Genomic DNA, 26006 nt, shown 5'->3' with positions numbered 1-26006 from the left:
TGCGTCCTTAGCTCAGTTGGTTAGAGCATCTGACTTTTAATCAGAGGGTCCTCGGTTCGAGCCCGAGAGGACGTACCACCCCTTTTTTGCTACCCCGGGCCGCAGCGCTCGCGCCGGTCCGTCGCGGCGGTCAGCGGGGCTTTGGCCGGCGGGCACGGCATTTCTTGCAGACCAGGGAGCCCGGTCTGGTGCGGCTGTACTTGAAATCGTGCTTGCATCGCTGCTGCGCGAACCAGGTTTTGAGCAACTCGATCATGGGACGGACCCTAGCCGGATTTTCGCCGGGGTGAAGCGCTGTTCTGGCCAGCCTGATCGGCGATGAGGCGGCTTTCCCCGCCGCGTGGGGCGTGGTTGAAGAGGCCATGCGCCGGACCTCGCTCATTCTTGTCGCTGCGACCGCCCTCGCCGGGTGCCAGGCCGGCAATTCCGCCATGGGCGGCGCGCGCCAGTTCGGAGCGGGACTGGGCGCCGCGGCGACCGCGCCGCTCGATGATCTGAATCTGAGGCGGCAGGCCATTCCGACCGTCCTTCTGCAGGCCGAGGCCAATCCCTACGACCTGCGCAATCTGAACCAGTGCGCGACCATCGGCGCCGAGATCGCGCGCCTGAACGAGGCCCTGGGGCCCGACACCGACGAGCCTCCGCCCGCGGACGGCTCCTTCCTGAGCGAGCGCGCGGCGGATGCGGCGGCGGCGGCGGCGCTGGACGGCATACGGGACGCCACGACGGACTTCATCCCGGGCCGCAGCTGGATCCGCCGGCTGTCGGGCGCGGAGCAGCACAGCCGACACGTGCAGTCAGCGATCCAGGCGGGGCGAATGCGCCGCGCCTTCCTGAAGGGCACGGGGATGCAGCGCAATTGCCCGCCCCCCGCCGCACCTGCCTGGTTCCGGCCGAGGGGCCGCAGCCAGCGCTAGCCGTTCGATGTGTGCCGGGCGTGGAAGTCGCGCCGGAAGGCCTCGAACCGGCCCTCGGCGATCGCCGCCCGCATCGCCGCCATCAGGGCCTGGAAGAAGGCGATGTTGTGCCAGCTCAGCAGCACCTTGCCGAGAATCTCGTCAGCGCGGATCAGGTGATGCAGGTAAGCTTTTGAATATTGAGATGAACCGGGGCAGGCGAGGGCCGGGTCCAGCGGGTCCTGGTCCTCGGCGAAGCGGGCGTTCTTGAGGTTGATCGGCCCGTCCCACGTCCAAGCCTGACCGTGGCGGCCGGCGCGGGTGGGCAGGACGCAATCGAACATGTCGACGCCGCGCCACACGGCCTCGACCAGATCGACCGGCTTGCCGACGCCCATGAGATAGCGGGGCCGGTCGGCGGGCAGCATGTCGGGCGCGTAGTCCAGAACCTCGCACATCGCCTGATGGCCCTCGCCGACGGCGAGGCCGCCGATGGCGTAGCCGTCGAAGCCGGTCTCCCGCAGCCGCTCGGAGGATTCGCGACGCAGGTTTTCGAACGTCGAGCCCTGCTGGATGCCGAACAGGGCCTGGGTTTCGCGGGTCCCGAAGGCGGCCTTCGAGCGCGCGCCCCAGCGGGCGGACAGCTCCATGGCGGCGCGGGCGGCAGGCTCCTCGGCGGGCCAGGCGACGCACTGGTCCAGCTGCATGGAGATGTCCGCGCCGATGCGGTCGGCCTGGATTTCGATCGAACGTTCGGGGCTCAACACGTGTTTCGAGCCGTCGATGTGGCTGGCGAAGGTGACGGCGTCCTCCTTCACCTTCGAGATGCCGGCCAGGGACATGACCTGGAAGCCGCCGCTGTCCGTGAGGATCGGCCTGTTCCAGCCCATGAATTTGTGCAGCCCGCCCAGCCGCTCCATCCGCTCGGGGCCGGGACGGAGCATCAGGTGATAGGTGTTGCCCAGGATGATGTCGGCGCCGGTCTGCGCGACCTGGTCGACGGTCATGGCCTTGACCGTGGCGGCGGTGCCGACGGGCATGAAGGCGGGCGTGCGGATGTCGCCGCGCGGCGTCCTCAGCACGCCGGTGCGGGCGCGGCCTTCGGTGTTCTGGATATGAAACGGAAAGGGCAAAGCTTGCTCCGCTCATCCCGGCGAAAGCCGGGACCCAGTGCTGTCGTTGAGCACGATGGTCGGGATTGACGGGGAGGCGAAACCGGTTGGACCGATCGCCCGAAGAACGGGGTCCCGGCTTTCGCCGGGATGAGCGGAATATAGAGTTACGCGTCGTTCCGGAACAGCAGGGACCCGTCTCCGTAGGAATAGAAGCGGTAACCGTCCTGCACCGCATGGGCATAGGCCGCCTTCATGGTCTCCAGCCCGGCGAAGGCCGAGACCAGCATGAACAGGGTCGATTTCGGCAGGTGGAAATTGGTCAGGAGGACGTCGGCGGCGCGGAAGCGGTAGCCGGGGGTGATGAAGATGGCCGTGTCGCCATGGAAGGGCCGGACCTCGCCCTCGGGCGTCGTGGCGCTCTCCAGCAAACGCAGGGAGGTGGTGCCGACGCAGACGATGCGCCCGCCGGCGGCGCGTACGGCGTTGAGGGCGGCGGCGGTGGCGACGGAAACCTCGCCCCACTCGGAATGCATCCTGTGGTCCGCCGTGTCGTCGGCCTTGACCGGCAGGAAGGTGCCGGCCCCGACGTGCAGGGTGACGGCATGGGTCGAGACCCCCTTCGCCTCGACCGCCGCCATCAGCGCCGGCGTGAAATGCAGTCCCGCCGTCGGGGCGGCGACCGAACCGTCCCAATGGGCGAACATGGTCTGGTAGTCCGACCGGTCGCGATCGTCCTCGGCCCGCTTGGCCGCGATATAGGGGGGCAGGGGCATGACCCCGACGTCGCGGATGGCCTCGTCGAGGAACGGGCCGTCGAGGTCGAAGCGCAGGGTGACCAGGCCGTCCTCGCCCTTGCCGGTCACGGTGGCGTCGAGGCGGCCGAGCAGACAGCCGCCGTCGGCCTGGGCGCCGAAGCGGATGCGATCCCCCGCCTTGATGCGCTTGCCGGGTTTCATGAAGGCGGACCAGACGTCGGGGGCGTCGCGATGATGCAGGGTGGCCTCGACCGCGACGGTCAGGGTCTCGCCCTCGGGTCCGATGCGCTCCCGCACGCCCGACAACCGCGCCGGGATCACCCGCGTATCGTTGAACACCAGGGCGTCGCCGGGCCGCAGGAAGTCCGGCAGGTCGCGGACGATCCGGTCTTCGAGCGCGCCGTTCCGCACCACCAGCAGGCGGGCGGAATCGCGCGGCTCGGCGGGGCGGAGCGCAATCCGGTCGTCCGGCAGGTCGAAGTCGAAATCGGCGGTCTTCATCAGGCGGGGCAAAGGCCATGGGGCAGGGGCGGGGTCAAGGCGGTTAAACGTTGCTTCAGGTGATCCCGCTATCACCCGGGCATGAGCCCTGAGGCCAATTCGGATTTGTCATCGGCGGTGCGCGGCTGGGACCGGCTGCGCCGTCCGGTCTGGATGTACGATCCGGTCAGCGCGCGCGGGGTCTACGCCAACGCCCCGGCCTTGAGGCTGTGGGGCGCGGAAACCCTGGACGAGCTGCTGGCGCGCGACTTCTCCAACCTGTCGCCCGCGGTCCGGGCCCGCACCGACCGTCTCAGGGAGGCCACCGCGGACGGCAGCGAGCTCAGCGAACGCTGGACCTTCTACCCCAATGGTCGGCCCGTGACCGTGCAGGCGACGATCTCGACCTTCCGGATGGAGGACGGTCGCGCCGTCCTGCTGTTCGAGGCCGCTCCGCTCGACGTCGAGGCCGAGGAAGCCCGGGCGGTCGAGGCCCTGCGGCATACGTCGGCGTTGATCACCCTGCTGGACGACGCGGGCGCCATCCTGTTCTCCAACCCGGCGGCCTACGCCGCCTACGGCCCCGGCGACGCCGGGCTGGCGCCGCGCTTCGTGGATCCCGACCGGGGCCGCTGGTTCCTGGACCAGGTCCGGACCGGCAAGGTGGCGAGCCGCCTGTGCGAGGTCGAGACCACGGCGGGGCGCCGCTGGCACGAGGTGGATGCCCGCCCGGTGTCCGATCCGGTGACGGGCGCCCTGGGGGTGCTTCTCAACGAGCAGGACGTCACCGCCCGCGTCGAGGCCGAAGGCGCGCAGGCCACGGCGGAGCAGAAGACGGCCATGGCCGAGGCTCGCCAGAAATTCCTCACCGACATGTCGCATGAGCTGCGGACGCCGCTGAACGCGGTGATCGGCTTCTCCGAACTGCTGTCCGGCGCCGGTCTGGCCCCGGCGCAGGGCGAACAGGCCCGGCGGATCCATCAGGCGGGCCAGAAGCTGCTGACGGTCGTCAACCAGATGATCGACCTGTCGGAGCAGCACGGCGATCCGGCCGCCGCGCCTGTCGGGACGGAGGTGCAGCTTCCGGCGGCCCCGGATCCCGAAGCGATGGCCGGGCCCGGCGGCGGCAAGCCGCTTCGGGTGCTCTGCGTCGACGACAACCAGACCAATCTCATGCTGCTGACCGCCATGCTGTCCGGGCAGGGTATGGTTTGCGAGACGGCGGAGAACGGGTCCCTCGGGCTGACGGCCGCCGCGGCCGGTGACTGGGATGTCGTGTTGATGGACATCCAGATGCCGGTCATGGACGGGGTGGAGGCAGCCCGTCACATCCGCGCCCTCGGCGGCGAGGCGGGCGCGGTGCCGATCATCGCCGTGACCGCCAACACCCTCGCCGGCCAGGTCGAGACCTATGTCGAGGCAGGCATGGACGATCTGGTCGCCAAGCCCGTCGACATGGCGGAACTGCTGGGAAAGGTCGCCTATTGGGGCGGCTGCGGCTGGCGCGAAGCCCTGGTCGGGGAGCCCTCCGCCGCGGGCTGAGTCCCACGACCGGTCGGCTCCTACCGATCCTGGCCGCCGTGACGGTCTTCGGGTGCGATGTAATGGCGATCCAGGTCGGACGGGTCCATGCGGTGGCCGGTGGCCTCCGTGACGATGGCCGCGATGTCGTCATTGGTCTTGCCGGCGTCGCGCATCTGCTCGATCTCGTCGCTGATCATCTCGACGAATTCGGAGACCTCGAAGCGCTCCTCGCCGAGGTCGAGCGCCTCACGCAGGGCGCGCTGGGCCTTGATGGCTTCGTCGAGGCTGAACGTCAGTTGGTCGGTCATGGGGCTCTCCGGGCCGGGACTGAGACAACCGTCCGACACCGAGGCGGTTGCAACAGACGCCTCAGTCTTTCTCCAGTTCGGGCTCCGGACACCCCCGGGACGCCTTCTTCGCGATCGAGCCTATCGTTGACCCGTGGCCTCTGACAGGCCAAACCCCGCCCATGCTGCAGAACCTCGAAACCCTCGCGCGCGAAGCCAGGTCCTGGCCGTTCGAACAGGCCCGCAATCTTCTGGCCCATGTGCTGAAGAAGCGGCTGTCGGACGCCGAGCGCAATACGGCGAAGCTGCTGATCGACGCCGGCAAGGCGGACGAGGCGCTGGCGACCTTCGAGGCTCTGCAGAAGCCGGTGATCTTCGAGACCGGCTACGGTCCGTCGGGCCTGCCGCACATGGGGACCTTCGGCGAGGTGGCGCGCACGACCATGGTCCGCAACGCCTTCCGCGCCCTGACCGGCGATCACTGGCAGACCCGGCTGATCGCGTTCAGCGACGACATGGACGGGCTGAGGAAGGTGCCGGAGGGCATTCCCAACCCGGAGATGCTGGCCGAGGACCTGCACAAGCCGCTGACCGTGGTGCGCGACCCGTTCGGGACCCACGACAGCTTCGGCGCCCACAACAACGCCCGCCTGCGCGCCTTCCTCGACGGCTTCGGCTTCGACTACGAATTCCTGTCCTCGACCGAGCAGTACCGGTCCGGCCGGTTCGATGCGACGCTGCTGACCCTTCTGGAGCGGTTCGAGGCGGTGCAGGCGATCATGCTGCCGACCCTGGGCGAGGAGCGCCGCGCGACCTATTCGCCCTTCCTGCCGGTCAGCCCCCTTACGGGCCACGTCCTGCAGGTCCCGACCCTGGAGCGGGACGTGGAGAAGGGGACCATCACATTCGACGACCCCGCCGGCGGCCGCACCGAGGTCCCGGTCACGGGCGGCCATGTGAAGCTGCAATGGAAGCCTGACTGGGCGATGCGCTGGACCGCGATGGACGTCGACTATGAAATGTCGGGCAAGGACCTGATCGAGAGCGTGCGCGAGAGCTCGAAGGTCTGCCGCGCCCTGGGCGGCACGCCGCCCGAGGGCTTCAACTACGAGCTCTTCCTCGACGTCGAGGGCCGGAAGATCTCCAAGTCCAAGGGCAACGGCCTGACGATGGAGCAGTGGCTGCGGTACGGCACGCCGGAGTCGCTGAGCTGGTACATGTTCCAGTCGCCGAAATCGGCCAAGAGCCTGCACTTCAACGTCATCCCGCGGGCGATCGACGACTATCTGGCGGCGATCGAGGCCTGGAAGACGCAGGAACCGGCGAAGCGGATCGACAACGCCGTCTGGTCGATCCATTCGGGCGCGCCGCCGGAACACACCTCGCCGGTGTCCTTCGCCCTGCTGCTGAACCTGGTCGGCGTGGCCAATGCGTCCGACAAGGACCAGCTGTGGGCCTATTTCGCCAAATACCTGCCCGAGGCGACGCCGCAGACCGAGCCGCTGCTGGACCAGCTGATGGAGCGGGCGCTGAACTATTACGAGGACTTCGTGAAGCCGACGAAGTCGTACCGCCTGCCGGACGACCGGGAGAAGGCGGCGCTGCTCGACCTGGCGGGGCGGCTGAGGGCCCTGCCGGCCGACACGACCGACGGCGAACTGATCCAGGGCGAGGTCTACGCCGTGGGCAAGGCGCATGCGTTCGAGCCGCTGCGTGGGTGGTTCGGGGCGCTGTACGAGGTGCTGCTGGGCGCGTCCCAGGGACCGCGGTTCGGTTCGTTCGCCGCGATCTACGGCCTGCCGCAGACGACCCGGCTGATCGAGGCGGGCGCGAACGGCGAGCTGGCGTCGTAGCCGACCCGCCACGCGTCGCCCGGGAAGGCCGGCAACCTAAATGAACCGAATATAACGGCGAGGCTCCGGGAGCCTTCATCCGGCGTGGCGCATTGTGCCTGTCATCGACCAACCTCGATGAATTGGAGAGACCATGTCGAAGTTCATGAACACCACCCTGGCTACCGCCGCCGCCCTGGCTGCGCTGGTGACCGCGGTCCCGACCGTTTCGATGGCCCAGCAGGCCAACGGCATCACCAACTGCGACGCGCCCGGCGGACGTCAGCGCACCGGCGCCCTGATCGGCGCGGTCATCGGCGGCCTCGCCGGCAGCCGGATTTCGTCCAATGAACGCACCCTCGGCGCCGTGGCCGGCGCGGGCGCCGGCGCCGCCGCCGGTTCCTACATCGGCTGCAACCAGCAGCGCGCCCGGGCTGCATCCACGGCCAGCAGCGGCGCCCAGTACCGCGCCACCTCGAACCTGCGCATCCGTTCGGGCCCCGGCACCAACTATCGCCAGGCGGGCTCGCTGCGCGCCGGCCAGCCCTTCGCCGCCATCGGCTCGCAGGGCGAATGGGTCCAGATCGCCGGCGGCGGGTGGGTGAACGCCAACTACGTCACCGCCTACTAGGCGCGATCCGACACGAACGAAGCGGAAGGCCGTCCCGAAAGGGGCGGCCTTTTTCGTTCAGCCGCCGTCGCCGGCGCCGGCCGGGAGCGCGGTCTTGTTCCGTCGTGGCGTTCCGAGCGGGGGACCGGCCTACTGGCTGACCCACAGCACGCGGCCCATCCAGAGGATGTCGGCGCGCGGCAGGGTGCGGGGCTCATAGGCGGGATTGATCGACGACAGGGTCACTGACCGCGCCGTGATCGCCGCCAGCTCCTTGGCCAGGGTTTCTCCCGACGCGGTCCGGACCACGACGCGGTCGCCCTTGCGCACCCGTGTCGTGTCGCGATCGACCAGCACCCGGTCGCCCTCGCGGTACAGGGGAGCCATGGAATCCCCGTTGATGCGGAGGCTGAACAGGGTGTCTTTCGGCCGCGGCAGGTCAGTCTCTTCCCAGCCATCGCCGGTCGGCAGGCCCGCATCGTCGAAAAAGCCGTCCTCGCCCGCCCGGGCCATGCCGAGCAGGGGGGCGGTCGCGGGCCGGTCGGGGGCGTCCAGGGCCAGCGCCGCGAAATCGCCGAGCGACACGCCGGTGGCCTGGAGGATGCGCGTCAGGCTCTCGGTCGAGGGCCAGCGCGGGCGGGGCGGATCCCCGGGGCCAAACCGTTTGGAGGGATTGAGGCTGGTCGCATCCAGGCCGGCCCGCAGCGCCAGGCCCGACGCGCTGAGGCCTTCGCGCCGGGCCAGGCCGTCGATCGCCTTCCACAGCTGGACATGTGACAGGGGCATGGCGCCTCACCGGGGCCGGACGGGGCCGATTCGGATGAAGTCTACAGGGGTGGATAGGAATATCTACCTGGGCCGCGGGGCGGGCAATCTATTCCAGTCCGGCGGCGCGCCGGTCCCGCCAGGACCAGAAGGTCCCGACCGCCATCGCCAGCAGAATCCCGTAGCTGGCCAGGTTGATCACGGCGTAGAAGGCCGCAAGCGGCGGGCGCAGATCGATGAGGATCAGGAGGTGGCTCATGACGATCAGGGCCTGCAGGGCGCTGGCCCAGACCGGCCATGACCGCCGGCTTTTCCAGGCGAGGGCCGCATAGACGCCCAGCATGACGGCGTCTATCGCGAACAGGCCCCACTGCGGGCCGGACAGTTCGCCGTCAAACTGCAGCAGCAGCGAGGCGAGCAGGCCCAGCGCATAGGCCCCGGCGCCGACGCGCTCGGGCTCGTCGCCCTTCAGGAAAGCGAAGGCGACGACCGCCACAGAGATCGCCGCCCCGATCTGGGAATAGAGGGTGTCAAACAATCGCTTCGCCTTTGCTGACGGGCCGCACGCGCGCGGCTCAGGCCTTCAGTCCGGCTGCGCGTCGTTCCTGCCATGCCCAGAAGGTCCCCACGGCCAAGGATATCAGCAGTGCGTAGTTGGCCATGTTGTTAACGGCGGCGAAGGCGTCGCCCGGGGGGCGGAGATTGGCCAGCACCATAATGTGGCCGGTGACGATCAAGGCCTGAAAAGCGCCGGCCCACATGGGCCAGGATCGGCGACTTTGCCAACCCAGGCCGAGGAAGGTGGCCAGCAGCACCACGTCAAGGGCAAAGGCGCTCCATCGCGAGAGGCTGAAGCTGCTGTTGTCCGAGGTCATGACGCCGGCGATGATGACAAGCGCATAGGCCGCGCCGCCTATCCGCTCGGTTTCGTCGCCCTTGACCAGCGCAAATCCCACGACGAGGACGAGGAACCCTGTGAGGACTTGCGAATAAATAGTCTCAAACACAGAATCGCCCCCATGCCGCAAAGCATGGGGGCGATAATGCCTGAAGCCCGCCGCCGGGGAAATGTCCGGCGGCTTACATTACGTTAAGTTAAACCGCGCGCAGCCGGTGTTCGCCGATGGTCGCTGGCCTCGGGCCCTGACCCTTGTCCTGGGGTTCTTCGGCGTAGATGCCGTAGCCCATGCGCCGGTGATCCTTGCCGAGTTCCTCATGGCAGGCGATCATGGCCTGGCGTGCGACGCCCAAGGCGGCGATCGCTTCCAGCGCCCGGGCTTGCGACTCTGCGCCGACGACCGGCGAGATGTTAAGCGCCGTGCGGCCTCCGATCATCGACTGCACCAAGGTCGTGGCCCGCGCGATGGCGGCGTCGATGGCTTGTTCAGTCGCATAAAGATCGCCGGCGACGCTGGCGATAACTTCGGTCTTGGTCACGGAAAGCTCTCCCACGGAGTAAACTGGTGAACAAGCTATTAACATGGTTCCGCTATGTACGGTAGAGGTTTGTTCATCACGTCTGCTATCACATTGTTAACCATTTCGGGTTGAACGCCACCGCCGTCTCCACCTCCGCCGCCGACCGGGGGCGTGTCGCCCGGCTTGTCGATGGGCCCAACGGCGAGGGCGTCGAGGCCCAGCTTGCGCGCCAGGGCGGCGAGGGCGGTATGGGTCTGGACCATGTGGGAGCGAGCGGCCGACAGGGCGCTGACGGCCCCGGCGGCGCCGTCGAAGGCCCGCTGGCCCGTGACCGCGGAGAGGTAGGCGTCGGCGCGGGCCGCCGGCAGCATCGCCGCCAGGGTCGCCGTTTCAATGAGCGCGAGGTCGATGGCCGTTTCGGCCGCATACAGCCGGGCGGCCAGGCTTTCGCCGATGGATTGTCTGGTCATGATCTTCCTCCGGTGACCGAAACGTCACCGAAGGAAGCCGAACATGCGGCCCGTTAGAAGACAACTACAGGTCGTCTACCGCAAGTAGGAAGTGTGCAGTCAGGGCGGCGATGGGCTGGGCGCGGTCGTCCTGCCAGGCCTCGGCCAGCACGTGCGCGACGCGACGCCCGGCGCGGCTGATTCGGGCGCTGGCGTGGACGTCGACAGGCCGGCCCGACCGCAGATACGCCACGCTGACATTGATGGGGCGGGGCAGGCGCAGCCGCGGATAGAGGGCAGCCACCTGGGCGACCGCCGTCAGTTCCAGCAGGGCGGCGGTGGCGCCGCCGTGAAGCGCCGGCAGGATCGGATTGCCGATCAGCCGTTCGGCGAAGGGCATGGTGACGGTCAGGCTGTCGCCCTCGGCCTCGGTGACCAGGCCGAGAAACCGCGCATAGGGGAGGCGGTCGAGAAGATCGCTCATTGCGGCGCCTCCCCCGCGGGACGGAGATTGACGCCCGCGCCCCGGCCGCCGCCCGAACCCAGCATATAGGCGCTCTGGCCCGCCGCGACGGGATCCTCGGCCCTGTCCTCGAAGGCCCAGGCGCGGACGAAGGCGACCGACCGGGTCAGGCGATAGCAGCGCGCCTCGGCGATCAGGTCCCGGCGCGTCTCGGCCGCGCGCATGTAGTCGACCCGCAGGTCCAGGGTTGCGATGGTCTCGAACCGTCCCAGCGCGACCCAGGTCGCCAGGCCTCCCACATGATCCAGCAGGGTGGTGACCAGTCCGCCGGACAGCACGCCGGTTTCGGGATCGCCGACGAGGTCCTCGCGCCACGGCACGCGGATGCGGACGCGGTCCCCGTCCACGCCGTCGTAGACGAAGCCGAGGGCGTGGGTGTGGGCGGCGCCGCCGGCCAGCTGGGGCAGGATGTCGAGGATCGAGGACGTCATGCTCCGCTTCTGGGTCGGGTACGGAATGAGCGCAAGTCCGTCGAGCGCGTTGTCAGATGCGCCATGACCGCCATATGCCCTCCATGATCCGGTTCGAAGACCTGCTGCGGCCGACGCCCGCGGGTCTGTATTGCCCGCCCGGCGACTTCTACGTCGATCCGGTCCAGCCGGTGGATCGCGCCGTGATCACCCATGGCCATGCCGATCACGCCCGTTCGGGGCACGGAACGGTGCTGGCGACGCCGCAGACCCTCGCCATCATGGCTGAACGGTATGGCGAGGCCTTCGCCACGCATCGGCAGGGCGTGGGCTACGGCGATACGGCCTCGCACAGGGGCGTCGAGATCGGCATGGCGCCCGCCGGTCACGTCCTGGGTTCAGCCCAGGCCGTGATCCGCTGGAAGGGGATCACCATGGTCGTCTCCGGCGACTACAAGCGCCGCCGCGACCCGACCTGCGCGCCGTTCGAGCCGGTCCCGTGCAACGTCTTCATCTCGGAAGCCACCTTCGGCCTGCCGGTGTTCACCCATCCGCCCGACGGCGAGGAGATCGGCCGGCTGGTCCAGTCCCTGGGCCAGTTTCCCGAACGGGCGCATCTGGTCGGCGCCTATGCCCTGGGCAAGGCCCAGCGGGTCATCCGGCTGTTGCGGGAGGCGGGGTGGGAGCGGCCGATCCATGTTCACGGCGCGCTGGAGCGCCTGAATCGCCTGTACGAGCGGGAGGGCGTCGATCTGGGGCCGATCCTGCCGGCCACGGGGCTGAAGGCCAACGCCCTCGGGGGCGAGGTGGTGATCGCGCCGCCGTCGGCGACCCAGGACCGGTGGGCCCGCCGGTTCGCCGACCCGGTCCTGGCCTTCGCCTCGGGCTGGATGCTGGTCCGGGCCCGCGCGCGCCAGCGCGGGGTGGAGCTGCCGCTGGTGTTGTCGGATCACGCCGACTGGCCCGAACTGGTTGCGACCTTCACCGAGCTGAAGCCCGAAGAGGTGTGGATCACCCATGGCCGCGAGGAAGGCCTGTTGCGCTGGTGCGAGCTCAACGACCAGCCGGCGAGGGCGCTGCGGCTTGTTGGCTATGAGGAGGAGGATGACGAGGCCGGCGCGGCGGATTCCGGTTAGGCGGCGGATCGCTTCGCCGCGCCCGGTCCGGGGGCGGACCGGGATGCGGCGGCGGCCTGTTCCAGAGCCAGGTTCATGGCCATGCGCAGGCGTTCCGGCTTGATCGGCTTCTCGACCACGGCGGCCATGCCGATTTCCACATATTTCCGCGCGTCGTCCGGATCGGCGTTGGCCGTCAGGGCCACGATCGGCAGGGCGCTGACCGGACCCTCCAGGGCGCGGATCGCCAGGGTGGCCTGGACTCCGTCCATGCGGGGCATCTTGATGTCCATCAGGACCAGATCGAAACGGCGTTCCTGCACGGCCTCCAAGGCCTCGACGCCGTCCTCGGCCGTTTCGGAGGTGCAGCCGAACATCTCGCAAAGCGCCTGGGCCACCACGCGGTTTGTGGCGTTGTCGTCCACGATCAGGACGTGGGGATTGGTCAGGAGTTCACCGTCGCCGATGCTCTCGACGTTGGACGGGGCGGCGGCCTCGACCTCGCTGCGCCCGACCTCGATGTCAAAGGCGAAGGTCGCGCCGTGGCCGGGATTGTTTTCCGCCCAGATGCGTCCGCCCATCCGATCGACGATCTGACGGCAGATGGCGAGGCCGAGACCGGCGCCGTCGGGGCCGGATCCATGGACGAACGGGGCGAAGATCTCGTCCACGCGATCGGCGTCCACGCCGGGACCGTCATCGCGAACCCGCGCTTCCAGCCGGATGCGGGTGCCCGAGGCCACGGCTTTCAGCCGGGCCTCGACGACACCGTTGCGCGCGAACTTCAGCGCGTTGCTGACCAGATTGTTGAAGACCTGCTTCAGCCGGACCCCGTCAACAAGGCCGGCCAGCTCGGTGTCGCCCTCATAGCTCACCATCAGGGTGACATTGTCCTGCGACGCCCGGGGCGTCCACAGGGCCTGGATGTCGTCCATCAGGGCGCGCAGGGGCGTCGGTTCCGGATGCAGCTCCAATTCCCCGGCTTCGGCGCGCGAGAGATCCAGGGCGTCCTGCAGGATGCGAAGCAGGGTCTCGGAGGAATCCACGATGGTGGTGACGTGCGCCTGGGCCTGGGCGTTCAGCGGCTGGCGCCGCAACAGGTCGGCCACGGCCAGCACGCCGTTCATCGGCGTGCGCAGTTCGTGGCTCATGATGGCGAGGAACTGGCTCTTGGCGCGGGCCGAGGCGAGCGCCTGGTTGCGGGTGTCGCTGAGGACCCGGGTTTGTTCGGCCAGTTCCGCATTCTGGCTCCGCTGCAGGTCATTGACCGCCCGGAGCAGGGACACCGCCGTGCCGACGCCGTGATACCGGCCCTGCCGCGTGACGATGAAGCCGCGCATCAGGGCGCCGGGGCCGCTCTTCAACAGGATGTCGCAGAAGGTGTCGATGCTGACGCCCGCCTCGACCACGGCGGGCTCGGCGTCCATCAGGTGCTGCACCGGCCGTCCGGCGTAGAGCGCGTGTCCGAAGGGGGCGGCGATCTTCAGCAGGAAGGCGTTGCGTTCGATCAGGCCGACCGGCCGACCGCCTTCGACGACGGCGATCACCAGGGTGTCGGGTTCACGCTCGAAGCGCGAGAAGACAGCGCTGCCGGGCGTCTCGGGCGACACTGCCTCGGCGCGCTCGGTCAAGACTTCAATGGTCGGCATGTCCGGCCACAACTCCACTGTCACCGGCAGACAGTGGCCGACAAGCTTTTGCCGAAGAGTTAAGAGCGGAAACCGTCATTTCCGGGCCGTCTTTGCTCTGTATCCGCGGCTGGTGTAGAAGGCCCGCCCCGCCACGATGGCGGCCCATCCCCCTTGTTTATGCGCGCGGCCGACAGGCCGACCGCAGGTTTGTCATGAGCGATTCCGGCCCCGCCAGCGAAAAAACGGCCCTCGTCCTGTTCTCGGGCGGGCAGGACAGCGCCACCTGCCTGGCCTGGGCGCTGGAGCGGTTTTCGCGCGTCGAGACCGTGGGTTTCGACTACGGCCAGCGCCACGCGGTCGAGATGGAGGCGCGCCTGAAGGTGCGCGAAGGCATGCTGGCGGTCCTGCCGCGGTGGGCCGCCCGTCTGGGCCCCGACCATGTCGTGGACCTGACCGGCTATGGACGAATATCCGAGAGCGCCCTGACGACGGACCGGGCGATCGAGATGGACGCACGGGGCCTGCCCAGCACCTTCGTGCCGGGGCGGAACCTGGTGTTCCTGACCTGCGCGGCCGCCCTGGCGGACCGGCGGAACCTCGAGGTTCTGGTCGGCGGAATGTGCGAGACGGATTTCTCCGGCTATCCTGACTGCCGCCGCGACACGATCGACGCCATGGCGGCGGCGCTCAGTCTGGGGCTCGACAGGCCGGTCGTGATCGACACGCCGCTGATGACCCTGACCAAGGCCGAAACCTGGGCTCTGGCCGACCGTATCGGCGGCCCGGCGCTCGTGGAGCTGATCGTCGAGGCGTCGCACACCTGCTATCGCGGCGATCGTGCGCACCGCCATCCCTGGGGCTATGGCTGCGGCGACTGCCCGGCCTGCGAACTGCGGGCGGCGGGCCATGCGGAATGGGCGGCCGCATGACCTATTCCGCCAAGGAAGTCTTTCTGACGGTGCAGGGCGAGGGCGGCCAGGCCGGGCGGCCGGCCGTCTTCCTGCGCTTCGCCGGCTGCAATCTGTGGAACGGGCTCGAGCGCGACCGGGCGACGGCGGTCTGCACCTTCTGCGACACCGACTTCGTCGGAACGGATGGCGACGGCGGCGGAAAATTCGCCAGCGCCGACGCCCTGGCCGACCATGTCCAGTCGATGTGGCGGGGCAGGGCGGGGGACCCCCGGCTGGTCGTCTGCACAGGCGGCGAGCCCCTGCTGCAGCTGGACCCGGCCCTGATCGACGCCCTGCATGTCCGCGGCTTCGAGGTCGCCATCGAGTCCAACGGCACGCTTCCCGCGCCGGCCGGGATCGACTGGATCTGCGTCAGCCCCAAGGCCGACGCGCCCGTGGTCCAGACCTCGGGGCAGGAGCTGAAGCTGGTCTATCCGCAGCCGAAGGCGATGCCGGACCGGTTCGAGCATCTGCCGTTCGAACGCTTCTGGTTGCAGCCCATGGACGGCCCCGACCAGGCGGCCAATACGGCGGCGGCCATCGACTATTGCCTGACCCACCCGAAGTGGCGGCTCAGCGTCCAGACCCACAAATACATCGGCGTAAGATGAGCGTTTTCGAGATCACCAAGACGGCCACCTTCGACGCGGCCCATCATTTCCCGCACGAGCCGGAGGGCAGCATCTATCGCCGCATCCACGGCCATTCCTTCACGGTCGAGGCGACCGTCCGTTCGGAAGTGCTGGACGCTGAGCATGGCTGGGTCGCCGACCTCGGCGCGCTGGACCGCGCCCTGAAGGCCGCGGCCGAAGAACTGGATCACGGCATGCTGAACGAGAAGCCGGGCCTGGAGCTGCCGAGCCTGGAGAACCTTTGCCTGTGGTTCGCCCGCCGCCTCAAACCCGAGTGGCCGGGTTTGTGCCGCATCCAGGTGGCGCGGCCGACCATTCACGAACGCTGCGTGCTGACCCTCTAGGTCAGCAGTCGCGGCCCTGCCGCTGGCGCTGCTCGCAGCGGCGCTGTTCGCGTTCGTATTCGCGCTGTTCACGCTCCCGCCTGGCCTTCGTCTCCTCGTCGGAGGTGGTGACGGCGTCGACGCCCGCGCCGACCACGGCCGCGCCGGCTCCGACCACGGCGGCCCCGGTCCCGACCACGGCGCCGACAAGACAGCCTTGCAGCCCCACCGACGCGCCGACGACGAGGGCAAGGGCGACGGAGCGTTTGAACAGGGTCGTCATCTGGGCCTCCTGATATCGGCGGAATGGTGGGCGGCGAGGGGTTCGAACCCCCGACCCCCTCGGTGTAAACGAGGTGCTCTGACCAGCTGAGCTAGCCGCCCGATCCCTTTCGCCGGCCTAGAACCGGAAGCTGGCCCGCAGGAACAGCATATAGCGGACATAGTCCTCGATCATCTCGGCGTCGGCGCTGATGGACAGCATGCCCAGTTCATTGCCCACGTTCAGGCGGAAGCCGACGATGGGCCCGCCCCCTTCGATCGAACCGCCGGCCAGGGTGAAGTCCGGCCCGCCGGAGCGGAAGCGGGCGATGGTCTCGCCCGGATCAACCGAGATGTTCTGACGCCAGCCGACGCGCAGCTCCGGCCGCAGCCAGCTGTTTTCGCCCATCCCCATGCCGAGATTGACGGCGGCCGTCGCCGAGAACAGATGTCCTTCGCGATCGTCGATCTCCAGATCGAAGCCATCGCCCCCGCCCTCTTCGACGTGGCCGTCCTCGCTGAGCGAGAAATACTCGGCATAGATCTCGGGGCGGATGCTGAAGCGTCCATAGGAGCGCTCGTAGGAAGCGCCGCCGGCCGCGGCGAGGGTGAATCCGTTCCAGTCCGATTCATTTGACAGGTTCAGGCCAGCCCCGACGAAACGGCGCTCCGAGTTGAAGGTCGCATAGCCGGCGGCGGCGCGCGCCCAGGTCGTCCAGTACTGGCCCTGGGCCCGCCAGTAGAGGCCCAGTTCCAGCAGGTTCGCCGACAGCACTTCCTCAGCCTCGGCCTCGGGATCCTCGAGGTCCGACGAGGTGAAGGCCGCCGAGATGCCGATATTGCCCAGACCGCTGCCCCGCTCGATGCCGCCAGCGACGCCGAAGCCCTCGGAACGGAAGCCGTAGGTGTCGGTCTTGTCCTTGTCGGCGTAGAAATTGATCTCCTGCACCCAGGCGCTGGTCTCGCCCGGCGCGGCCGAGGCGTTGCGGCCGGTCAGGGCCCGCGTCACGGCGTCGACGCCGGAGGCCAGGGAAACCAGCGGACCGCCCGAATGGTCGGGCAGCAGCTGTTCGTACAGGTTGATGAACTCCTCGCGGCCGGCCTGGGCCAGGAAGGCGTTGCGGATGCTCAGCGCATCGGCGTCGCCGATCGCGGCATAGAAGGCGTCGTAGAATGCGGCTTCGACCGGAATCAGCTCGGCTTCGGCCGCGGTCCGCTGACGGACATCGACGAACACCTCGCCGGCGGGGACATTGGCGCCCGCCTCGACCACATAGAGATACGGGGAATTGGACTCGATCGAATCCAGATCGATCGCACCGAAATTCAGCGTTGCGGCGTCGATCAGGGTGAACCGGTTGGGCGCCGCCAGAAGCGAGGTGAAGCGAACGCCAAGGCCGGCGCCGTTAGCCAGGGTGGCCGTTCCCGCGACATTGAACCCGCCCGCGGTGCTGTTCGCCGGATCGATGGTCACGATCAGGTCGCCGTCCGCGCCGACGTTCAGGCTGGTGATGTTCGTCCGCGTCACCTGGCGCGCGTCGAGCGTGCCGTTGGAGACGTCGATGGCGAGATCGCCGCCCGCGTCGGCGAGAGCGCCGCGCACGACGCCGCCCCCGGAGATCGACAGACGGTCGGCGCCGGCGCCGAATGCGATGTCGCCCAGGACCAGGCCGTTCCTGATGTCGACCGTGTCCGCTCCCGATCCCAGCTTGATCGCACCCGCGATGATCGGTTCATTGCCATCGGGCACGCCGTCGCCATCGGTGTCCGGGTTCGCCGCGGTCGCCGTGGCGGCGACGCCGGTCTGGATCAGGGTCACGCCGGTCGTGTTCGCGCTCACGTCGATGGCCGTCGTCGTGCCCGTCAGCGGATCGCCGGCCGCATTCGGATTGAGCGTCGCCTGGATCGACCGGGTGTTGTTGATGGAGGTGAGGCTGCCGCTCAGGTCCAGAACGCCTGTGACGGTCGCCGTACCGCCGCCGGCCGAGGCCAGGATCGAGCCATTGTTGACGAAGCTCGAGACCGAGGCGCCGGCGTCGATCCGGATCGCCGTGGCCGTCGCGGACGCCAGTTCGCTGGCGACGCCGCCGGTGATTGCGCCGGAGTTGAAGATCTGGGGCGCCGTGGTTCCCGTGCCGAGCCGGATCGCGGTGGCGTTGGCGTCGGAGGCGAGAGCCGCCACCGTGCCCTCGTTTCGGACGCCGCCCGTGATAGTGACCGTCTGGCCGGGGTTGCCGCCGAACACGATGGCGTTGGCGTCTACGCCGGCGTAGACGCCCTGGCCGTTGACCGTTCCGCGGTTGATGAAGCCGAATTGGTTGTCGCCCGTCCCCACCGCTCCGAGCGTGATCGACCGGGTCACGGACCCGACCTGGATCGCCGGCGCCGCGCCATAGCTGTTGATCGTGCCTTGGGTCTCGTTGACGTCGGGAATGCCGTCGCCGTCCTCGTCCGCATTGGCGGTATCGGCGTCCACGGGCGCGCGATCAACGATGACTCCGCCGGCGACGTTGCCGGCGATGATTACGGCCGCGCCCCCCTGCAGCTTGTCATCGGCGTCCAGCTTGCCTTCGAACGTGTCGTTCCCCAGCGTCGTATAACGATAGCCGGAAGCGCTGATCTCGCCCTGGAGGGACACACGGCCGCCCACGTCGCCGCCGATTGAAATGGCGGAGGTGTTTGCCCCGCGAGCGCTGATCGTCCCCAACAGGGTCACTGGGCCGTTGATCGGGCCCTGCGTGCGGATGGCGACCGAATTGTCTCCGAACACCCGGATCGTGCCCTGGGTCTGGAGTTTTCCGCTCAGTCCGGACTCGATCGAGATCCCGTACGAGTTGTTCCCGTCCACGCTGATGACGCCGGTCGAGCCGACGACCAGATCGCCGGTGACGGGCGCGCCCGCCGCGTACCGGACGCCATAGCGGCCGCTTCCCGTCGCCCAGGGACCGTCGATGTCCCCGTCGCTGTCGGTGTCCGGATAGGTGTCGATGGTGTCGATGAGGGCGATGGAGCCGTTGATCGTCACATTGGACGTCACCCCGGGATTGACCAGAAGCCCGGTCGCTCCGTCGGCCGCCGGGGTCATGTTGATCCCCCCGCCCGAGTCGAGGGTGAAGTTTTCGCTGACGTCGATTGTCACCGCCGCGCCCGACGCGACGTTGACGGCGCCGCCGCTGGCGATGCGGATATCGTCGGGGCCCGTACCGGTCGCGTTCGACGTGGCGATCGGCGTCGTACGGACGGTCGAGATCACCACCTCGGCCATCGCGCCGGAAGCCGCCATCAGGGGAGCGATCGCAACCGCGGTCGCGAGTAGAATACGCATTCGGTAGAAACCCCTGTGGACGATACGCCAGAGACGCGGGCGATCCTCTAACAGGGACCAAGCCAGCCTGCCTCAAGTTTCTCGAATTTGAGGCGAATGCAAGGCCGTTGCCGGACGCCAGGGCCGCTGATCAAGCGCAGCTATTGCACATTGTGGCATCAAAGTGATATCATTTTCATATTGCTTCAGGGAGGGACCCATGACCGCCACCACGCATTCCAGATCGACCGAACGCCCCGCGGCGACGGCCAATGGCATCGTCATGCTGTTGATCGGCCTGGTCCTGTTGATTCTCGGGCCGGTCAGCGTCGCCCAGGACCCCGACACCGCCTGGCGGGTCGTGGCCGGCATCGTCGCCGCGGTCATCGGCCTGCTGCTGATCTGCGGCCTCTATTCGCTGCAGCCGAACGAAGGCATGGCGATCCTCCTCTTCGGCGACTATCGCGGCACCGACCGCAGGACCGGCCTGCGCTGGGTCCTGCCCTGGTACAGCCGCAAGAAGATCAGCCTGCGCGTCCGCAACCTCACCTCCGACAAGCTCAAGGTGAACGACAGACGCGGCAATCCGATCGAGATCGCCGCAAACGTGGTCTGGCGCGTCGAGGATTCCGCCCAGGCGCTGTTCGACGTCGACGACTACCAGGCCTTCGTCGCCATCCAGGTCGACACGGCCCTGCGCGATATCGCCTCGCACTACGCCTATGACCATGGCGAGGAAGGCCAGGACTCAGAACTGACGCTTCGCGCCGACGCGGAGGATGTGGCTGGCCGGTTGCGTGACGAACTGGGCACCCGGCTGCACGCCGCGGGCCTCGCGATCGACGAGGCGCGCCTCGCGCACCTTGCCTATTCGCCGGAGATCGCCGGCGTCATGCTGCGTCGCCAGCAGGCCGAGGCCATACTGTCGGCCCGGCGCCTGATCGTCCGGGGCGCGGTCGCCATGGTCGAGAACGCCCTGACGGACCTCAGCGAGCGCGGCGTCGTCCATCTGGACGAGGAGCGCAAGGCCGCCATGGTGTCCAACCTGCTGGTCGTCCTGTGCGCCGATCGCGAGGCCCAGCCCGTGATCAACACCGGCACCCTGTACGGCTAGGGCATGGCGCGCCCGAGGAAGCCCTTTCTTATGCGCGCCTCTCCCGGCGTGATGGCGGCGGTCGAGCGATTGGCCGCCGCCGAACTGCGCTCGGTCAACGCCCAGGTTGAAACCCTGCTGCGTGAGGCGCTTCATCGGCGGGGGGTGACCCCGTCCGAAGACTCTCCGCAAGCGGACGACGCTTGAGCTTGGCCGCGAGCGGCGCTAGGGGCCGCTGATGGTCAAGTCGCATATGTCGAAGGTCCGCAAGGCCCGCCGCATCCAGAAGCGGGTCGCGCGCGTTGGGGCAGCCAGTATCAGTGAGGCGGAGCGCGAACTCATGAGCCTGGCCGGGCTGGAAGTGCAGGAAGGCGAACTGCGCCTGATCCCCGGATGGGACGAGGAAGTCTCCGAAACCCTGAAGGCCACCAAGGCCGCCGGCGACGACGGCCGGCCGCGGCTGGTCGATACGACCATGCTGTACGCCCCGCGTTCGGGCGGGGTGAAACGCTATCTCCTGTCCAAGAAGGCCTGGCTCGAGGCCAACCGTCCGGGCGTCGCCCATTCGCTGGTCGTGCCGGGCGCGCACCACAAGGCAGGCGACGACGGCATTGTTCAACTGCACGCCACCAAGCTGCCGTTCGGCGACGGCTACCGCTGGCCGACCTCGGTGCGGCGCTGGGGGGCCTGGGTGGCGTCGCTGAACCCCTCGATTATCGAGGCCGGCGACCCGTATACGCCGGGACAGGGGGCCCTCGAAGCGGGCCAGCGGGCCGGTTGCCCGGTCGTCGGCTTCTGCCATTCCGACCCGGCGGGCCTCGCTGCCCTCCACTTCGGCGAATGGGCCAAGAAGCCGGTGGAAAAGCGCTGGGCCCGGCTGTTCGGCCAGTTCGACAAGGTCATCTCGCCAAGCCGCTTTATCGCCCGCCGGCTTGAGGAGGCCGGCGTCGGCAACATCGTCATCCGGCCGCTGGGCGTGGAGATCGACACCTTCCGTCCCGACCGCGGCGACCGCGACTGGCTGCTGAAGAAGCTGGGTCTCCCGGCGTCGGCGCGGCTGCTGTGTTTCGCCGGCCGTCCGGCGCGCGAAAAGAACATCGACGTCCTCATCGAGGCCGTCCAGGCGCTGGGCGATCCCTACCACCTCATCCTGGTCGGCGCCGGCGCGGGCATGCCGGCGGAGGAGCGGGTCATCTCCCTGCCTTATGAAGCCAACCCGAAGGCCGTGGCCCGGATCATCGCCTCCTGCGACGCCTTCGTTCACGCCAATGACAAGGAGCCGTTCGGCCTGATCGTGCTGGAGGCCATGGCCTGCGGCCGCCCGGTCGTCGGGGTCAACGCCGGCGGGGTCAAGGAAACGGTCGACGACACCGTCGGTCAGCTGGCGAAGAGCGCCGATCCCGTTCACTACGCGGCGGCCATCGAGGCCCTGTTCGCCCGCGACATAGAGGCGCTGGGCGCGGCCGCCCGCGTGCGGACCGTCGAACGCTTCGCCTGGAACCGGGTCTTCGAGGATCTCAGCTCGGTCTACGCCGAAGTCAGCGGCGAGCCCGCGTTTGCGCAGCCGGGCGAGTGGAAAGTGCACTGAAGCCCGTCCGGGCGCCCGGCGACTTCGGTCTCGACAGGCGGTCGCCGGGCAGCCAGTCTCCAACGAAATCGGGATTTGAGATCATGCAACGCATCCTGCTCGCCGTCGCCCTGACGCTGCTCACGGCCAGCTCGGCCATGGCCCAGACCGTGTATCTGGTGCGGCACGCCGAAAAGGCCGACACCAGCGCCGATCCCGTCCTGTCAGAGGCCGGGCAGGCGAGGGCCGCCGCGCTTTCGGCCGCGCTCGCCGGCGCTCATCCGGACCATATCTTCACCAGCCCGCTGCAGCGCACCCGCCTGACCGCCGCGCCGACGGCCGCGTTCCATTCCGCGACTGTAGAGCCGGTCGGCCTGGAGGGCGGCGCGGCCGCTCACGTCGCCGCGATCGCCGAACGGGTCCGCGCCCTGCCGGAGGACGCCGTCGTCCTAATTGTCGGCCATAGCAACACCGTGCCCCTGATCGCGCGGGCGCTGGGTTTCGCCGAGGCGGCCGACATGCCGGAATGCGAATACGACCGGATGACCATGCTGCACCTGATGGGCGACGCCGCCCACGGTCAGGTCAGCCGCTACGGGGCCCCGACGACCTGTCCCTGATCTAGACGTCCAGGTCGGCCACCGCGAACCGCGCGTTTTCCTGGATGAACTGGAAGCGGGCCTCGGGCTTGCGGCCCATCAGGCGTTCGACGAGGTCCTCGATCTCGTCCTCGGACTCCGGCACCGTGACCCGCGCGAGGGTGCGCTTCTTCGGGTCCATGGTGGTTTCCTTGAGCTGGGAAGCCATCATCTCGCCCAGGCCCTTGAACCGGCCGATCTCGACCTTCTTGCCCTTGAACACCGTGGCGATCAGCTCGTCGCGGTGGGCGTCGTCGCGGGCGTACTCGCTCAGAGGACCCGCGCTGATCCGGTAGAGCGGGGGCAGGGCCATGAACAGCCGGCCCTGACGGATCGTCTCGGGCATCGAGCGGTAGAAGAAGGTGATCAGCAGCGCCGCGATGTGCGCCCCGTCCACGTCGGCGTCGGTCATGATGACGATCCGCTCGTAGCGCAGGTCGTCGATGTTGAACCGGCTGCCGGGCTGGACGCCCAGCGCCAGCGCCAGATCCGACAGTTCGATGTTGGCGCGCAGCTTGTCGGCCGTGGCCGAGGCGACGTTCAGGATCTTGCCGCGCAGGGGCAGGATGGCCTGGGTCGTGCGGTCGCGGGCCTGTTTGGCCGAGCCGCCGGCCGAGTCGCCCTCGACGATGAACAGCTCGGTGCCGTTGGCCGACTGGCGCGAGCAGTCCGACAGCTTGCCGGGCAGGCGCAGCTTGCGCGTGGCCTGGGCCCGCTGGACCTCCTTGTCCTTGCGCCGCTTCAGCCGATCCTCGGCCCGCTCGATAACAAAGCCCAGCAAGGTGTTGGCTTGTTTAGGACTTTCCGTCAGCCAGTGGTCCAGCGGATCTCGCATCAGCTGCTCGACCAGACGCTGGCCGTCGGGGGAGGAGAGGCGGTCCTTGGTCTGACCCTGGAACTCGGGATTGCGGATGAAGACCGAGATCATGGCCCCGGCGTTGGCGATCACGTCCTCGGCCGTGATCAGGCCGGCGCGCTTCTCGTTGGTCAGTTCGCCATAGGCCTTGAGGCCCTTGACCAGGGCGGCGCGGAAGCCGGCCTCGTGCGTGCCGCCATCCGGGGTCGAGACGGTGTTGCAGTAGGAGGAGACGAAGCCGTCGGCCTCGCCGAAGCCGATCGGGGACCAGGTCACGGCCCATTCGACGGCGCCGGCCTCGCCCTTGCGCTCGACGCGGCCCGAGAAGGCCGGGGTGACCGTCTCCAGATCGCCGATCCGCTCGGCCAGGGCGTCGGCCAGGCCGTTGGGGAAGTGGAACACCGCCTCGGTCGGGGTGTGGTCGGTGATGCGTTCGGCGGCGCAGGTCCAGCGTATCTCGACGCCGCGGAACAGATAGGCCTTGGACCGGGCCATGCGGAACAGCCGCGCCGGCTTGAAGGCCGCGCCGACGCCGAAGATTTCCTCGTCCGGCTTGAACCGGATCAGGGTGCCCTTCTTCTTCGAGGGCAGACCCTGAACGATGGAGCCGAGCGGCAGGCCGCGGCTGAACGACTGTTTCCACTCATGGCCGTCGCGCCAGACGGTGACGTCCAGCTGTTCGCTCAGCGCATTGACGACGCTGACACCGACGCCATGCAAACCGCCTGAGGTTTCATAGGCTTTTCCCGAGAACTTGCCGCCCGAGTGGAGGACGGTCATGACCACTTCCAGCGCCGACTTGCCTGGATGTTTGGGGTGGGGATCGACGGGAATTCCGCGGCCGTCGTCCCGAACGGCCAGCCAGCCCTCGGCGTCCAGATCGACGGTGATCAGCCTGGCGTGGCGGGCCACCGCCTCGTCCATGGCGTTGTCGAGGACCTCGGCGAACAGGTGGTGCAGGGCCCGCTCGTCGGTGCCGCCGATATACATGCCGGGGCGTTTGCGGACGGGCTCAAGGCCTTCCAGCACCTCGATGGAGGAGGCCGAATAGTTGCCGGCGACCGGCGGAGCGGACGGGGCGGGCGTGGGGGCGCTGACCGGCTCGGGGTTCGGCTTCGGCGCGGCGGCCTGGGGCGTCAAGGCCGGATCATTGGCGGGCGCGGGGTCGGGATCGGGCGCGCCGGCAGGCGGCCCTCCAAAGAGGTCATCGAGAAACGACGGTGCGGGATCGGACTGGCCCATGCGGATACTGTGCGGCGATTCGGGAGCCGGTCTGGTAGGCCCCGCGCCGCTTCTCCACAAGCGGAACGGCGACCGGGGCGGGCGAGGGCAGGACGGCGCGGGTCAGGACCGCCAGGAACAGCACCCAGGGCAGGCTCTGGTGTTGCACCAGGATGCTTTCCGACAGGCTCAGCACGAAGAAGGCGGCCAGGAAGCCCAGCCCCCACCAGCCCTCGCGCACGCCCGATCCCATGGAGCGCAGAACGGCGATCAGGGCCGTCGCGGCCATCAGCACGCCGACCAGCACCGCCCCGGGCCAGCCGAGTTGCACCAGCAGGTCGATCCAGCCGTTGTGGGCGCTGGGCACGGTCCAGCCGGTCTCCTTGCGCACCCAGTCGGCGGGGACCGATTCCCCCACGCGTCCCCAGAAGGCGCCGTAGCCGTATCCGGTCCATGGCCGGTCGGCGACCTTGCGCATCAGGCTGTCCCAGATCTCGGTCCGGCCGGTCAGCGACGGGTCCTTGCCCAGCGCCTCCAGCACCGCGACCGAATGGGTTTCCCACGTCCATATGCCCAGTCCTGCCACCACGACGGCGACCCAGATCGCCACGACGCTGAACGCCGCGCCGCCGCGCTTCAGCGAACAGAAACCGCCGACGAGGCCGAGGCCGACGATCAGGCACAGGAGCGAGGTCTTGGACTGGGTGGCCAGCACCAGCATCGAGGCCAGGCCGAGGGTGAGGGCGGGCAGCAGCCGGCGCGGGTCGGGCGAGGCCAGGCAGGCGGCGGCGGCCGTCGCCCCGATCACCATCACCGCCCCCATCTGGTTCTTCTCGTACCAGAGGCCGCGCCACAGGCCGGCGTTATCGGCCTGATGCACGCCGATCGAGGGGAAGGCGAAGACCATCGCCAGACTGCCCACCGCCATCACCAGGGCGGCGTGCATCAGCAGCCGCGGCAGGTGAGGACCCCGGAACACCGCGCCCAGATACAGGGCGAACACGCCGCTGATGGCCAGGGCGAGGACCCGCCGGCTGGTCGTCTCATAGTCGATCGACCAGTATTTCGAGGCGAAGGCCAGGCCGACGACGGACAGCATGGCCAGCATCGCCGGCCAGGCCCGCCACATCCGGTCGATCCGATACGCCGCCATGCCGAAGATGGCCGCATAGGCGGGCAGCCACACCAGACGCAGCACCGGCGTCTCTTCCTGCAGCGGCGCGAACACGGGCCCGATCAGGGCGCCGGTCAGCATGGCGATGAGGCCGATGCAGATCACCCGTTCCCACAGGCTGGGGGCGGGCTCGATCAGGACCGTGTCTGGACGGGATTCGCGCACGCGTGCAGAGT

Annotated in this window: 27 protein-coding genes and 2 tRNA genes; 13 read left to right on the top strand and 16 right to left on the bottom strand. The window is 68.7% G+C overall.

The window, feature by feature from the left end:
* Position 1: 1 nt before the first annotated feature.
* Positions 2-78: transfer RNA gene (locus ASD59_RS08090), tRNA-Lys, on the top strand.
* Positions 79-362: 284 nt separating this feature from the next.
* Complete coding sequence (locus ASD59_RS08085) at positions 363-917, top strand: hypothetical protein (protein ID WP_055830602.1); 555 nt, start codon at positions 363-365, stop codon at positions 915-917.
* Here ASD59_RS08085 and tgt read toward each other — a convergent pair.
* Positions 914-2029 (bottom strand): tRNA guanosine(34) transglycosylase Tgt, encoded by a 1116-nt coding sequence (gene tgt / locus ASD59_RS08080; RefSeq protein ID WP_055830601.1) that lies wholly within the window; start codon positions 2027-2029, stop codon positions 914-916. The genes ASD59_RS08085 and tgt overlap by 4 nt on opposite strands.
* Positions 2030-2175: 146 nt before the next feature.
* The gene (queA, locus tag ASD59_RS08075) at positions 2176-3267 is read right to left on the bottom strand and encodes a tRNA preQ1(34) S-adenosylmethionine ribosyltransferase-isomerase QueA (protein WP_055830599.1); all 1092 of its coding nucleotides are present in this window, start codon (positions 3265-3267) and stop codon (positions 2176-2178) included.
* Positions 3268-3348: 81 nt separating this feature from the next.
* On the opposite strand from queA, the gene ASD59_RS08070 reads away from it, so the two are divergent.
* Positions 3349-4788: a response regulator gene (locus ASD59_RS08070; protein WP_055830597.1), complete on the top strand. Its 1440-nt coding sequence runs from the start codon at positions 3349-3351 to the stop codon at positions 4786-4788.
* 20 nt (positions 4789-4808) lie between these two features.
* Here ASD59_RS08070 and ASD59_RS08065 read toward each other — a convergent pair whose 3' ends face one another.
* The gene (locus ASD59_RS08065; RefSeq protein WP_055830595.1) at positions 4809-5078 is read right to left on the bottom strand and encodes a hypothetical protein; all 270 of its coding nucleotides are present in this window, start codon (positions 5076-5078) and stop codon (positions 4809-4811) included.
* 161 nt (positions 5079-5239) lie between these two features.
* Here ASD59_RS08065 and ASD59_RS08060 point away from each other — a divergent pair, with 161 nt between their 5' ends.
* Both ASD59_RS08060 and ASD59_RS08055 read left to right on the top strand, forming a co-directional pair.
* Positions 5240-6910 carry a lysine--tRNA ligase gene (locus ASD59_RS08060; protein WP_055830593.1) on the top strand — a complete coding sequence of 557 codons (1671 nt, stop codon included), beginning with the start codon at positions 5240-5242 and terminating at the stop codon, positions 6908-6910.
* A gap of 133 nt (positions 6911-7043) precedes the next feature.
* A complete protein-coding gene (locus ASD59_RS08055; protein ID WP_055830592.1) occupies positions 7044-7520 on the top strand; it encodes an SH3 domain-containing protein in 477 nt (158 codons plus the stop codon).
* Positions 7521-7649: 129 nt separating this feature from the next.
* On the opposite strand, the gene ASD59_RS08050 is transcribed toward ASD59_RS08055, so the two are convergent.
* The 7 genes from ASD59_RS08050 to ASD59_RS08020 all read right to left on the bottom strand — a co-directional run bounded on the left by ASD59_RS08050 (position 7650) and on the right by ASD59_RS08020 (position 11086).
* Positions 7650-8285 (bottom strand): S24 family peptidase, encoded by a 636-nt coding sequence (locus tag ASD59_RS08050; protein ID WP_055830589.1) that lies wholly within the window; start codon positions 8283-8285, stop codon positions 7650-7652.
* A gap of 88 nt (positions 8286-8373) precedes the next feature.
* Positions 8374-8802 carry a hypothetical protein gene (locus ASD59_RS08045; RefSeq protein WP_055830587.1) on the bottom strand — a complete coding sequence of 143 codons (429 nt, stop codon included), beginning with the start codon at positions 8800-8802 and terminating at the stop codon, positions 8374-8376.
* A 37-nt stretch (positions 8803-8839) separates the two neighbouring features.
* Positions 8840-9271, bottom strand: coding sequence for a hypothetical protein (locus tag ASD59_RS08040; RefSeq protein ID WP_156389184.1), 432 nt, complete (start codon positions 9269-9271; stop codon positions 8840-8842).
* A gap of 88 nt (positions 9272-9359) precedes the next feature.
* Entirely contained in the window at positions 9360-9701 is a 342-nt protein-coding gene (locus tag ASD59_RS08035) for a hypothetical protein (RefSeq protein ID WP_055830583.1), read from the bottom strand.
* 38 nt (positions 9702-9739) lie between these two features.
* Positions 9740-10153: a hypothetical protein gene (locus tag ASD59_RS08030; RefSeq protein ID WP_055830581.1), complete on the bottom strand. Its 414-nt coding sequence runs from the start codon at positions 10151-10153 to the stop codon at positions 9740-9742.
* Between the two features lie 64 nt (positions 10154-10217).
* Positions 10218-10616, bottom strand: a complete 399-nt coding sequence (locus ASD59_RS08025) for a PaaI family thioesterase (protein WP_055830579.1) — start codon at positions 10614-10616, stop codon at positions 10218-10220.
* Positions 10613-11086: a PaaI family thioesterase gene (locus ASD59_RS08020; protein ID WP_055830577.1), complete on the bottom strand. Its 474-nt coding sequence runs from the start codon at positions 11084-11086 to the stop codon at positions 10613-10615. The genes ASD59_RS08025 and ASD59_RS08020 overlap by 4 nt, the downstream gene beginning before the upstream one ends.
* Before the next feature lie 83 nt (positions 11087-11169).
* Here ASD59_RS08020 and ASD59_RS08015 point away from each other — a divergent pair, with 83 nt between their 5' ends.
* The gene (locus ASD59_RS08015; RefSeq protein ID WP_055830733.1) at positions 11170-12201 is read left to right on the top strand and encodes a ligase-associated DNA damage response exonuclease; all 1032 of its coding nucleotides are present in this window, start codon (positions 11170-11172) and stop codon (positions 12199-12201) included.
* Here the strand turns inward: ASD59_RS08015 and ASD59_RS08010 are convergent.
* Positions 12198-13829, bottom strand: a complete 1632-nt coding sequence (locus tag ASD59_RS08010; RefSeq protein WP_055830729.1) for a response regulator — start codon at positions 13827-13829, stop codon at positions 12198-12200. The two genes, ASD59_RS08015 and ASD59_RS08010, sit on opposite strands and share 4 nt — an antisense overlap.
* Before the next feature lie 194 nt (positions 13830-14023).
* On the opposite strand from ASD59_RS08010, the gene queC reads away from it, so the two are divergent.
* Genes queC through ASD59_RS07995 form a run of 3 tightly spaced genes read left to right on the top strand, consistent with a single transcriptional unit; the run spans position 14024 to position 15737 of the window.
* A complete protein-coding gene (gene queC, locus ASD59_RS08005; RefSeq protein WP_055830575.1) occupies positions 14024-14740 on the top strand; it encodes a 7-cyano-7-deazaguanine synthase QueC in 717 nt (238 codons plus the stop codon).
* Complete coding sequence (gene queE, locus ASD59_RS08000) at positions 14737-15372, top strand: 7-carboxy-7-deazaguanine synthase (RefSeq protein WP_055830727.1); 636 nt, start codon at positions 14737-14739, stop codon at positions 15370-15372. The genes queC and queE overlap by 4 nt, the downstream gene beginning before the upstream one ends.
* Complete coding sequence (locus tag ASD59_RS07995) at positions 15369-15737, top strand: 6-pyruvoyl trahydropterin synthase family protein (protein ID WP_055830573.1); 369 nt, start codon at positions 15369-15371, stop codon at positions 15735-15737. Before queE ends, ASD59_RS07995 begins: the two co-directional genes overlap by 4 nt.
* Before the next feature lies 1 nt (position 15738).
* Here the strand turns inward: ASD59_RS07995 and ASD59_RS07990 are convergent, their stop codons facing one another.
* The 3 genes from ASD59_RS07990 to ASD59_RS07980 all read right to left on the bottom strand — a co-directional run bounded on the left by ASD59_RS07990 (position 15739) and on the right by ASD59_RS07980 (position 19302).
* Positions 15739-15999 (bottom strand): hypothetical protein, encoded by a 261-nt coding sequence (locus tag ASD59_RS07990; protein ID WP_055830571.1) that lies wholly within the window; start codon positions 15997-15999, stop codon positions 15739-15741.
* A gap of 24 nt (positions 16000-16023) precedes the next feature.
* Positions 16024-16100 (bottom strand) — tRNA-Val (locus tag ASD59_RS07985).
* Between the two features lie 16 nt (positions 16101-16116).
* Positions 16117-19302 (bottom strand): autotransporter outer membrane beta-barrel domain-containing protein, encoded by a 3186-nt coding sequence (locus ASD59_RS07980; protein WP_055830569.1) that lies wholly within the window; start codon positions 19300-19302, stop codon positions 16117-16119.
* A gap of 199 nt (positions 19303-19501) precedes the next feature.
* On the opposite strand from ASD59_RS07980, the gene ASD59_RS07975 reads away from it, so the two are divergent.
* The 4 genes from ASD59_RS07975 (at position 19502) to ASD59_RS07960 (ending at position 22561) form a co-directional block, all read left to right on the top strand.
* Entirely contained in the window at positions 19502-20395 is an 894-nt protein-coding gene (locus ASD59_RS07975) for an SPFH domain-containing protein (RefSeq protein ID WP_055830566.1), read from the top strand.
* A 30-nt stretch (positions 20396-20425) separates the two neighbouring features.
* Positions 20426-20581: a hypothetical protein gene (locus ASD59_RS07970; protein WP_235561758.1), complete on the top strand. Its 156-nt coding sequence runs from the start codon at positions 20426-20428 to the stop codon at positions 20579-20581.
* Positions 20582-20714: 133 nt separating this feature from the next.
* A complete protein-coding gene (locus ASD59_RS07965; RefSeq protein ID WP_082560126.1) occupies positions 20715-21962 on the top strand; it encodes a glycosyltransferase in 1248 nt (415 codons plus the stop codon).
* Between the two features lie 83 nt (positions 21963-22045).
* Positions 22046-22561 carry a histidine phosphatase family protein gene (locus ASD59_RS07960; RefSeq protein WP_055830562.1) on the top strand — a complete coding sequence of 172 codons (516 nt, stop codon included), beginning with the start codon at positions 22046-22048 and terminating at the stop codon, positions 22559-22561.
* A 1-nt stretch (position 22562) separates the two neighbouring features.
* On the opposite strand, the gene parE is transcribed toward ASD59_RS07960, so the two are convergent.
* Positions 22563-24677: a DNA topoisomerase IV subunit B gene (gene parE / locus ASD59_RS07955; protein ID WP_082560114.1), complete on the bottom strand. Its 2115-nt coding sequence runs from the start codon at positions 24675-24677 to the stop codon at positions 22563-22565.
* Positions 24640-25995, bottom strand: a complete 1356-nt coding sequence (locus ASD59_RS07950; protein ID WP_055830558.1) for an O-antigen ligase family protein — start codon at positions 25993-25995, stop codon at positions 24640-24642. Before ASD59_RS07950 ends, parE begins: the two co-directional genes overlap by 38 nt.
* Between the last annotated feature and the right edge of the window lie 11 nt (positions 25996-26006).

Origin of the sequence: Brevundimonas sp. Root608 (genome assembly GCF_001427825.1) — a bacterium.
Taxonomy (GTDB): domain Bacteria; phylum Pseudomonadota; class Alphaproteobacteria; order Caulobacterales; family Caulobacteraceae; genus Brevundimonas.
This window is presented reverse-complemented; position numbering and strand designations above follow the sequence as displayed.